The organism is Anaerobacillus alkalidiazotrophicus, from assembly GCF_001866055.1.
In genome coordinates, this window is the sequence record NZ_MLQS01000003.1 from 1 (window position 1) to 10762 (window position 10762).

Sequence of the window (10762 nt, forward strand, 5' to 3'; positions counted from 1 at the left end):
ATATATCTACGCATTTCACCGCTACACATGGAATTCCACTCTCCTCTTCTGNACTCAAGTCTCCCAGTTTCCAATGACCCTCCNCGGTTGAGCCGNGGGCTTTCACATCAGACTTAAGAGACCGCCTGCGCGCGCTTTACGCCCAATAATTCCGGACAACGCTTGCCACCTACGTATTACCGCGGCTGCTGGCACGTAGTTAGCCGTGGCTTTCTCGTTAGGTACCGTCAAGGTACNGCCCTATTTGAACNGTACTTGTTCTTCCCTAACAACAGAGCTTTACGACCCGAAGGCCTTCATCGCTCACGCGGCGTTGCTCCGTCAGACTTTCGTCCATTGCGGAAGATTCCCTACTGCTGCCTCCCGTAGGAGTCTGGGCCGTGTCTCAGTCCCAGTGTGGCCGATCACCCTCTCAGGTCGGCTACGCATCGTCGCCTTGGTAAGCCGTTACCTTACCAACTAGCTAATGCGCCGCGGGCCCATCCTGTAGTGTTAGGTAAACCCAACTTTTACTTAAGAACCATGAGGTTCCTAAGATTATCCGGTATTAGCTTCGGTTTCCCGAAGTTATCCCAGTCTACAGGGCAGGTTGCCCACGTGTTACTCACCCGTCCGCCGCTAACTCTCATAAAGCAAGCTTTAATTGAGTCCGCTCGACTTGCATGTATTAGGCACGCCGCCAGCGTTCGTCCTGAGCCAGGATCAAACTCTCCATAAAATTGTTTGATAAAGCTCAAAATAAAACATTGACGAGATTATTATAAAATCTCTTTTAATTCGCTTGGCTGTGTGTTCAGTTTTCAAAGAACCATCATTTTTGTTTACGTCGTTGTTTTTAGCGACAAGAATTATCATAACATAATATCTAATTCTACGCAAGTTATTTTTAAAAACTTTTTTTGGAACAACCACATAATCACTTCGCTTTTTAGCGACAAGGAATATATTATCACATCAGGCAGTTCGCTGCAACACCTTTTTTATAAAACATTTAAAAGGTAACTACTATTTCAAACCCAATAAGTTCTGCGCAAACGCCTTTTAAAGTGACGATCTTATCAATTTATCATACAACTATTAAAATAGCAAGTAAAATAACCCATAGCTTATTTTCTTTATACTAATATAGAAAGAAAATTTACCTCTACTCCTAACTTGAAGAATAGTAAACAATTAGTCTCGGCTTCTTCCATTATTATAATTAGGGATAAATCAGTTACCTTTTCAAAGGAAACTGACCACCCGTTTTACAGTAAAATTAATTAAATTCTCATGATATATATTAAGTCAATTCTATAACTTCCCTACACTTCGGGAAATTAGAACAGCCATAAAACTGTTTCCCTTTGTTTTTCCCACTTTTAGCTGTACGGAGTACGAATGGAATATTGCATTTAGGACAATTCGGTACTTCATTTATTTTATCTTCATTTTGTTCTATTTCTTCAAGTTCTTCTTTAATCATTGTTGGAATACTGACTGAATTTGTTTCTAACAAAATGGGCTGTAGCTGCTTGGCTACCTCATTAAGCGTGTAATTTCTTTTGTTTTTAAATCTAACCAAAGTTAATCCTGCTTTTTTATAAACTTGTTCTATAAATTCATCTCTATTAATACGATCCTGTCTAGCATGTGAAGAATCATCTAACTCGATACCACATACAGGTTGCATTGTTTCACTTGAGCACAGTAAAAAATCAACGTGTTTTCGACTTATTTTATTAAAATACTTACTTTGGTTACTTCGATCCTTGTCTGTAACAAAGAAAATATCTTTTAGTGAAACTTTGGGACAGATAATCAAATCTTTAGGAATAACTTGTCCTAAAACTTTATAGAAAGAATGCTCAGAGGGAGATAAGAAATCATCCCTCATCGCATACGGAAAATCCACTTCTTTTAAATTTTTGTTTTCAAATTTAACACCAAATAATTTCAAAATAACTCCTAGACAACCTGGATTATTAGCAGACATTAAAATCTCCCCTTAAATTTTTTTAATTGCTCTTCCTCTCAAAATGAACATGCAACCGATATTCGCATATTTCCCTCGTCCATTCATAAAGAAGCTCCTCATCTTCTTTAACAACATCAAAGCTAAATCCAAAACGGTTATTTTCAAAGGTTACTAACCCTTTAGAACTTCCACTCCATTTTGTCATTGGCATTTTGACGATTAACTTGCTTACCTTTTCTTCATTATAGTCCCAAAGACGTTTCGTTTCTTTATCTGAGAAATCGATTTTTTTACGATATTCGGTTTCAGTTAAGTAGTGATGAAAAAATGGTGCGGTTTCTTCGGGTGTAATTGGTTGATACCAATCACTTACCCCTCTTTGTAACATCGCAAGTAACACAACCATTTTGTAGCTCTTAGCCATCCCTGTTTTTTCTACTTCAATCAACCATGTTTCGTATCGTTTGAACACTTCTTTTTCTCGTTCGCTTAGCTCGTCTGCCCAGTATAAGAAGCCTAGATAGGAATTGAATTCTTGTTTATATTGAATGCTTTCTGACTGCCCTTTTAAATGTATCTCTAAATAGGTGGGTCTTCTGCCTAGCTCTTGTTTTAACGTAAAATAAGCGTCTTTTAATTTTTCTTTTCTAGGTTGAAATTTCCTTGCTATTTCCGCTAACAGGTTAATCACTTCTGTTTCTATATTTAATACACAGTTAGCTGGAACATTTGGTTGAAATTGTTTTGGTTTCTTTGGGTCATTGGAAGTATCAAAGACACTTAGTTTTACATCAGCATTTCGATAGTTTCCAATTAAGTCGATAACTACGCAATAATTTTTCTCTGGATGTAATCGCAAGCCGCGTCCGATTTGCTGGGTAAACACGGTTAACGATTCTGTTGGTCGGACAAACAAAAGTGTATCGACGGATGGAATATCGATACCTTCATTAAATAAGTCGACCGTAAAGATCGCATCAATTTCACCATTATTTAATAGTTCAATGGCGTGTTTCCGGCTGACCTCTACTTGCCTTGAGTGTAGACTAATGGCTTTATAGCCTTTTTGTTGAAAATAATTGGCAAGGTAATCTGCTTGTTTGATTGAGGAGCAGAACACTAGTGTCCGTGATTGCTTGTGCTTTTCCCATGCTTGTACGATATTTTCAGCCATTTCCTCCTTAAGCTGCACTTGCAATAGCTCTTCTTCTGCATATCGATTCCCTAACCATGTAAGTTGTCGGTAGTCGGTATCATCATAGATCCCGTAATAATGAAACGGAGCAAGCCATTGGCGTTGGATCGCTTCTAGAAAATCTAAGCGAAACGCAACGTTCCCATCACAGAGTGCATAAACGTCTTTATTGTCGTTTCGATCGGGTGTCGCTGTAATACCAAGTAAAAACTGAGGCTGAAAATAATCCAATACACGAGAGTAGGAGCGGGCGGCTGCATGATGAAATTCATCGACAATAATCAGATCAAATTCATCTGGAGAAAACATCTCTAAATGCTGTTTCATACTTAAGGTGAAAATCGAGGCAAAAACTACATCTGCTTCTCCCTCTTTTTGTTTTCCATTATAGATTCCATACGTCTTATCGTTCATCACATGTTCGAACGAATGTTTAGCCTGGTGTAAAATTTCCTCGCGATGTGCTATAAAAAGAATGCGTTGAAAGCTCTTGGCAAAAAAGGCAGCTAAATACGTTTTCCCTAATCCGGTTGCCATGACAACGAGCGCACTTTTATAGCCTTCTTCTATCGTTGTTTCGAGTTCTTCTAAGGCGGGAATTTGCGCAAAACGTGGTTTGATTTCCTCTCCATATGTATTGGTAGCTTCTTTAACCATTTCGTTGGCACGCTCTTGTTCTGATGGAAGCATCAGTTCCATTTCTTCTCGTTTTGTCCAAGTACGAACAAGGTTCGGATGTTTTTGATGAAAATGTTCATACTTTTCCTCGTACGTCTTAATGGTCTCGTCATTTACCACAATCGTTTGCTCATGATACATGATTTTTGTAAATTGATCGAGAGCATCCTCGTAAACCCGAGTGCTTTCTGAAAGTGACACATTCCATTCAACACCTGTTGTTAGAGCTGATCTTGATAGGTTTGATGATCCAACGATTAATTGACCGTCATTTTGAAATTGAAACAGATACGCCTTCGGATGAAACGATGTCCCATTGCTTTTCCATAGTCGAATTTCAATATTTTTATGGATGTTGGAGATTGCTTTTAACGCTTCTGGTTGTGTGATAAATAAATAATCGCCCGTACAAATCTTAATGTCTGCTCCACGTTCCGCCGCTTTTCGTAATGGTTCAAAAAGCATTTCACAGCCTGACTTCATGACAAAGGATGTTAGTATACAAATACTTGATGCTTGTTCCATACCACGAATAAGATGTTTAACTAGACTTTCAGTTATTAACTCAGCCCTAGTCATCCTCTACCTCAATTAAAAAGATTTTTTCTTGAAATCCACCCCGTTTTTCGGCTTTTCTCTCACGAATTTTTTCTACTTCATCGATCGACGAACCGTGATAGTCAGCTAGTGCATGGATAATTTCAAGTACATCTGCTAATTCTTCTAGAGCATCCTCATTCGTCGTTGTATTCACGTATTCCTCAAGCTCTTCAAAGCTTTTTTTCTTTAATTCTGCTATGTATTGTTCTTCATTTAAAATGGAAGTTGTATACTTTTTCCCTGCTTTTTCAATGATTTCAGGAATCTTATCTCGCACTAATTTGTTATAGATAGGCATTTGGTTTCTCCTTATTAATAGATTCTCTTTTCTGGTATGACTCCACGAACTCCACCACGAGGATTTTCCATATCCCCTTTGTAACGCGGGATTAAATGAACATGGACATGGAAGATCGTTTGACCTGCCGTTTCCCCACAATTAATACCGATATTATAGCCATCTGGTTGGTATTTTTCTGCCAAAAGGGCTTTTCCATCCTCGAGAAGCTGGTTGATCGCAGCTCTTTCTTCAAGCGTTGTATCAAAGAAGTCGCTGACATGACGTTTCGGGATGATTAGCAAGTGGCCTTTGTTGACTGGGAATATGTCAAAGATTGCAAAGGCTAAATCATTTTCAAATACGATATTTTTTGGGTTGCAAAATGGGCATGGTTTTGTCATTACATAACTCCTTAGGTAAATATCTATACAACAATTGTCTCTTGGAATTATATAACAAAAGTTGGGATAGCAAAAGTGAACTAGAGAGATTTTAATGGGAAGAATTAACCATCTAATAATATGCATACGTTAAGTTTGGTTAGTTTTTGGGGAGTTTGGTATATGTTTAGCATTTCTTTATGAAACTTTAATTCTATCTATTCACTATTTACTACATTTCTACCTAGGTGAAAACCGTCCTCCTGAATACGTTCTAAATTTCGGAGCATAAAATCGGATACAGGCATTGTTTTCTTCAACCCTTTTGGTAAATAGGCCACACATTTTTTGACGGTAACTATAATAATGACAATGCTCACACCTTCTATATGACGTGTCCCTAGCTGTCCATATTTTCACTTCGTTTGAACTTGGTTTTAATGGTGGAGGTTTTGTAGGTTCTTGTACTGGTTTGACCTTTTTTGCCTGTATCTTTTTTCTCTCATATTTTGAAATTACATTCTCATACAGGCGATTTATTTCTACTTTATGTGTGATTATTCCATCGAATAGCTTTGAATTATATCCATAGGATATGACATAATAACCGTCTTTTCTTTTTAACTTTTTCTTTTTTACGGATATAATTTTTCGTAATTCTATGGACAGGTAGTCTTTCTGGAAAAATATTTTTATAAAATCAACCTTTTTACTTTTTCTACTTTCAATTAGATCGGCATTCAATCGAGCTGTAAACTCAATTTCACTACCACTTTTACTTTTCTTCTTTATTTTTATTTGATATATCTGATTGATTTTCTTTCATTCACTTATCCTTATATCGGTTAGATTGACTTGATGAAAGACACCTAATTCGGTCACACGAAAATTCGCTTTTATTTTTGCGTTGCTCATTTAACCTATCTCCTTTCGCTAGGAAAATATCATTAAAATTACAACCTTCCAATTCCCCTTTATCTGCTCAATCACTAATTTTTTCAACTCATTTTCATTAAACTGTACAATGACATTTTCAGCGTGTTCTCGTTTTCTTAAAAACAAATATGGTAAGTACAAACAAATGACTTACTAATATTGTAGGAAAATAAAAAGAATTTATAGTCCGTAAGAATTTAGCATCATTTGCAGCTTTCATACCATTATCAAATAATGCATATTCTTCCGCTCCAATAGTAGCAATATCTAAGACTAAACCAATAGCAAGGAAAACAATTAAGCTATAAATCCAAATAGCATATTTAGATAATAAAAGTTTCATCACAATCTCCTTCTTAGCTTTTCGCCAAAAATTAGGTTGGTTAAATGATTTTTATTTTGACTAACTTATAATTATTTAAATATCTTTTTAACAAACCTCGTTAGCACCATTACAGCAGCGACAGCTTATTAAACTATTGCACCCTTTAATTGAATAAGAATGATATTAACAGTTGGACACCAAAAGCTAAAATAGTAGTTATAATAATATCTAAAATATTATATTTCTTTTTCTTATCCTTATATTTCGAGTCAACGAAGAATCTTATTAAATAAATAGTAGTAAATATAGCAAGTAATTCGAGGAAATTTTAATTCAATAAATCAAAACCGTTATTCCATACTAATAATTTTTTTCCAATCTTCTAAAAAAGTACGGATTTGTTCGTTTGGCATCGCCATTCCAGATATAAATTGTCGAAAAAGATTATAATTCCCACCTATATTTAAAGCAACAATCTCTAAATTTTCATTAAGTAATGCACTGCCACTGCTTCCTACTGACACTTTAGCTGTATGTTCCATCATTGGTTGTTGTATTTTTCCTAATTCATCACCAAAAGGTCTCAGTTTCTTACTGCTTATTTTTCCAATCGTAATAACATTCCTTTCCCCATATGGATTACTCATAGATGCAACAATGTCGCCATACTTAGGGTTTTCATCTGCAAGTGGCAGAACAGTATATTCACTATCAGTTATAAAACTTATTATAGCTAAATCATATTCATCTTTAACCTGTTCGATTGAAACAACAGGAAATTGCTGATAGTATTCAACTTGTCCCTGAAACTCTCCGCCTTTACTTAGGTAGTCTGCAATGTCTATATCGTCATAGCCCATAACAACAAACTGAATGTGATCTACATTATCCATCTCTAAAATTACATGATATGCCGTCAGTGCATAGTAACGATTGCCTTCCTTACCGATTATTACTCCACTTGCGCCTGGTGAAATAGAAACTGACTGCCTATTTTCATCACTGCTATATTCTAAACTAACAATTTTAATATTCGCTGAAAGTGCTTCATTTTCAATTTTTTCTATAAGTCCACTATACATCGTTTGATTAAAAAATAATTTACATTTAATTAAGGGATTAAAAAATAACATACTAAAGACTAGTAACATGAATAGTATTACAAGTATTACAGATTTGGTTCTCATCCTCTCAAAACCTTTCTTTAAGTTTACTTCTTCATTGAAAATAGTATTATTAGCCAAAATAATCACACTAGAATTCGTGCGAAATTGAAATTAACATGTTCCTACTATCACTAGCGTTCTTTACACCTCAATAGGCTTTACATTAATAAAACTAAAGCTCATCTTTAGTGAAATAACTTAATTAAAATACCCTAAATATTAATACAATTAGAAAAGCACAAATTGCTACACCCTCAAATAAAAACTTTTTATTGTCTCTTCTTTTTTCAATAATACTAATAAACTGTAAAGTAATTACAATTAATAAAGCAACCTTAAAAAAGGTCGGATTACTGGTAAAATCTGAAACAATAGTAAAAATAACTGTAATAACAAAAAGTAAGATCGATATTATAACTAAAGCTTTGTTTTTACTCATAGAATTATCCCCTTGTTTTTGAAGTATTCTGCTCTTTCGTCAACAAGGAGAGATACTAATCCTGCTTAGAAAAGTACCTCTCCTTGTTCCACATTCGCAATCGTTAGTTGAATATCGCTTAATGTTTTATTGGACCATAAAAGGGGGTTTTATCAATATCCTTTATAAATTTAATTACTTTAGCTTGATACATTTTATCACGATATTCATAAGTAATGATAATATCTTCAATAAACATAGCAGGTGTTATTTGACCGCTTACTCTAACCATAAGCTTATTGTTAATTACTTCATAATCAATAATGCTCCCAAAACCTATATCATCAAATAAGTTTTCAGGTTTGATTTCAAAAGTGGTTATATCAACTTTGTACTCCTTATCTCCTATACGGATTTCTGCTTCCTCATTTGATAACTTTGTTTTTACGTTCTTTAAAATGATTGCCAAAGGATTATCAACAATCACTTCGTTTACGTTTAGTCGATTATCCAGCGTGTCAAAAACATGAACTTCTTCCCATAACAAACCTGTACCATAGCCTGTTGTCAAGGTAATTATTAGCTCTTCCTTTTTGTCCTTGTTGATGTCTATATAGAAAATTAGTGGAGCGTAAGTAGGGTTTGTTTCGCTATTCCAAAAAGGTCTTGTGTAAATACCACCTTTGAAATCAATTTTAAATCCCCTATATAAACCATTCATTTTCTTTCCGTAAAGAGTTATATTCTCTTTATTGTTCTGACTAACAATGTCATACCCTTCAATCTCTGCACCTGCAATAGTAGGGTAAATTATAAGAAGAAACCCTATTATTAAACGGATATAATTTTTCATAGGCAACACCTCATTTTAATGTTCCCTAATAAGTGTTCTTATGCCCTTATCCTGCTCATTTGTAAATAAATTCAACATAAAAAGCGTTAATCCTTTCTTGAATTAACGCTTTCATCTAAGTGTAATGTTTCACAATGTTTAAAGAACCGTTTTACATATAACTACTTATCTTCTTCGAAAAATATCCATTCATTTTGTAATAACACAACAAGACCTTCTTTATAAAAAGCGTATTGTGTACCTACGTTACCAAAATTACTTTCCCCATTCTGCGTGGGGATTTCTGTGTTTTTTACCGACGAAGTTATTGTTCCTAATATTGCAGAAGCATCAATTTCTACTGGTATTTCATTCCCTGTATCCATATAAATTTTATCATTTACCATAATCATCGGTCGTCTATCGGATAAACCCTCTTCTTTTTCGTTCACGAAACAACCAACAATACCTAACAAATAAAAAATGCATAGAATAAGTACAAAAAACTTCTTCAAATGAACTCATCCCCCATTTCCTTTTTTACATAATTTTTTATTAACCTACTTCAATACTTCAATAAGAAGCCGAACCGTTCCAACGACAACTCCTCAACTATTACTTCTCTTTAGCTTAACAAGTTTCCAAAAAATACAATGAAAGTTAAAAACACTGATAATCCCAATGTAAGAATTATAGTAGTTACGCTTCTCGCCATCCCTTATCCAATCTTGAATACCCGAAAAACCTAATACCCCTAAAACAAAAGTAATCAATGTTATATATAAGACCAGATTTAAAGGGTGAGTGCCCATTAGGGAATAATCTATTGGACCTGAAAAAGAAACGATAAAAAATAGTAAAATGCAAATTATTGATAAGATAAATGACCAAATGTTAATTTTTTTCATAATTTGAGAACTCCTCTATTTTCCTTCGTTTTTTAGATGTAACTTCTTTTACTAAAATGCTGAATACTAAAATGCTGAATACTAAAATAAAAGCTTTACTGCTGTTGTTCCAGTAAAGCATCCGTTAGCTTAATAAGCCAATCTTTTTTATTTACCTACCTATTCGTTCAAGTGTATCTGAATAATTGTCGTCAATAATTAGCATTGGTTCCTTTATAGATTGTAAGATGTCTTCTATGTCAACTAATTCATTATCTTTTTCTTCACTAATGGTTCTAAAAACTGTAATAACGGCTTCCATTTTCTCTTTTTCTTCACTACTTATAGCATACGAATGATTTTCAAGAAACTTATTAGTCATACCAGATATAAATCCATCAACACGAAATAAGCTATATTGTAGTAAATCCCAATCATATGATGCGTCTCCCATATGTATTGTTGAAATAGCAAATAAATAGGAATGAATACTTCTACTTTCTCCGTTAACAATTCTCCAATTGTTGTACAAATCGCTTTTCACGTCACTGTTTTCTTCTTTTTCGATATTTAAATGAACAAACTTCTCCAGCCTGTTAGCCAAATTACTTCCTTTAACAGATATAATTGATAAATTGTCATAATTTCTATCTATACTCTGATTAACATAGTGTTTATACTCTAATTGAACATAAATACTGTAAATAACAAAGACTCCAATTAGCAAAATAAGGAATCTGTTTAAATACTTTTTTAAATTTGCTTTATACATATAATCCCCCATTGGCTATTTTACTTCTTCAATAATCCTGCTCGTTACTTCAACAACAGTAGGAACTGCTAATGCAACAGTTCCTCAACTAGTCGAGTAGAAGAGAACCTCTCTACCTCTCGGTAGATTGCATTCTCTCCCCTCACAGAACCGTGCTTGCGCTATTAACGCACACGGCTCCTCCTAGTTACCATTTACAGAATATAGCTAATCTCTTTTCTTAAGTCATAAATATTAACCTTAACTCTGGCGTAAGGTAATGGATATCTAGTAAGAAAGAGCCTGAATTTATCCCAGGTAAATGACTTCCTTTGACTTCTTCTGTTGAGCCATTTA

At 34.5% G+C, this 10762-nt stretch carries 11 protein-coding genes and 1 rRNA gene; all 12 read right to left on the reverse strand.

Annotation, left to right across the window (positions count from 1 at the left end; genetic code table 11):
• Window positions 1-718, reverse strand: a 16S ribosomal RNA gene (locus BKP45_RS07565); the annotation flags it as partial.
• Between the two features lie 564 nt (window positions 719-1282).
• Window positions 1283-1975 (reverse strand): DUF2726 domain-containing protein, encoded by a 693-nt coding sequence (locus BKP45_RS07570; protein ID WP_071389133.1) that lies wholly within the window; start codon window positions 1973-1975, stop codon window positions 1283-1285.
• Window positions 1976-1997: 22 nt separating this feature from the next.
• Entirely contained in the window at window positions 1998-4409 is a 2412-nt protein-coding gene (locus BKP45_RS07575) for a DEAD/DEAH box helicase family protein (RefSeq protein ID WP_071389134.1), read from the reverse strand.
• Entirely contained in the window at window positions 4402-4728 is a 327-nt protein-coding gene (locus BKP45_RS07580; protein WP_071389135.1) for a nucleoside triphosphate pyrophosphohydrolase, read from the reverse strand. Before BKP45_RS07580 ends, BKP45_RS07575 begins: the two co-directional genes overlap by 8 nt.
• A gap of 14 nt (window positions 4729-4742) precedes the next feature.
• Entirely contained in the window at window positions 4743-5111 is a 369-nt protein-coding gene (locus BKP45_RS07585; protein WP_071389136.1) for an HIT family protein, read from the reverse strand.
• A gap of 219 nt (window positions 5112-5330) precedes the next feature.
• Window positions 5331-5834, reverse strand: a complete 504-nt coding sequence (locus tag BKP45_RS07590) for a hypothetical protein (protein WP_071389137.1) — start codon at window positions 5832-5834, stop codon at window positions 5331-5333.
• Window positions 5835-6123: 289 nt separating this feature from the next.
• Window positions 6124-6369: a hypothetical protein gene (locus BKP45_RS07595; protein ID WP_071389138.1), complete on the reverse strand. Its 246-nt coding sequence runs from the start codon at window positions 6367-6369 to the stop codon at window positions 6124-6126.
• A 332-nt stretch (window positions 6370-6701) separates the two neighbouring features.
• Window positions 6702-7595, reverse strand: coding sequence for a S1 family peptidase (locus BKP45_RS07600; protein ID WP_071389139.1), 894 nt, complete (start codon window positions 7593-7595; stop codon window positions 6702-6704).
• A 124-nt stretch (window positions 7596-7719) separates the two neighbouring features.
• A complete protein-coding gene (locus tag BKP45_RS07605) occupies window positions 7720-7956 on the reverse strand; it encodes a hypothetical protein (protein WP_071389140.1) in 237 nt (78 codons plus the stop codon).
• A 118-nt stretch (window positions 7957-8074) separates the two neighbouring features.
• Window positions 8075-8788: a hypothetical protein gene (locus BKP45_RS07610; RefSeq protein WP_071389141.1), complete on the reverse strand. Its 714-nt coding sequence runs from the start codon at window positions 8786-8788 to the stop codon at window positions 8075-8077.
• Window positions 8789-8949: 161 nt separating this feature from the next.
• Entirely contained in the window at window positions 8950-9282 is a 333-nt protein-coding gene (locus tag BKP45_RS07615; RefSeq protein WP_071389142.1) for a hypothetical protein, read from the reverse strand.
• 544 nt (window positions 9283-9826) lie between these two features.
• Window positions 9827-10426, reverse strand: a complete 600-nt coding sequence (locus BKP45_RS07625; protein ID WP_245747409.1) for a hypothetical protein — start codon at window positions 10424-10426, stop codon at window positions 9827-9829.
• Window positions 10427-10762 lie beyond the last annotated feature (336 nt).

Bases quoted from the DNA above. Each gene is read 5' to 3' on its own strand.
- BKP45_RS07575 (WP_071389134.1), bottom strand. From the start codon at position 4,409: ATGACTAGGGCTGAGTTAATAACTGAAAGTCTAGTTAAACATCTTATT.
- BKP45_RS07605 (WP_071389140.1), bottom strand. From the start codon at position 7,956: ATGAGTAAAAACAAAGCTTTAGTTATAATATCGATCTTACTTTTTGTT.
- BKP45_RS07625 (WP_245747409.1), bottom strand. From the start codon at position 10,426: ATGTATAAAGCAAATTTAAAAAAGTATTTAAACAGATTCCTTATTTTG.
- BKP45_RS07570 (WP_071389133.1), bottom strand. From the start codon at position 1,975: ATGTCTGCTAATAATCCAGGTTGTCTAGGAGTTATTTTGAAATTATTT.
- BKP45_RS07610 (WP_071389141.1), bottom strand. From the start codon at position 8,788: ATGAAAAATTATATCCGTTTAATAATAGGGTTTCTTCTTATAATTTAC.
- BKP45_RS07580 (WP_071389135.1), bottom strand. From the start codon at position 4,728: ATGCCTATCTATAACAAATTAGTGCGAGATAAGATTCCTGAAATCATT.
- BKP45_RS07595 (WP_071389138.1), bottom strand. From the start codon at position 6,369: ATGAAACTTTTATTATCTAAATATGCTATTTGGATTTATAGCTTAATT.
- BKP45_RS07585 (WP_071389136.1), bottom strand. From the start codon at position 5,111: ATGACAAAACCATGCCCATTTTGCAACCCAAAAAATATCGTATTTGAA.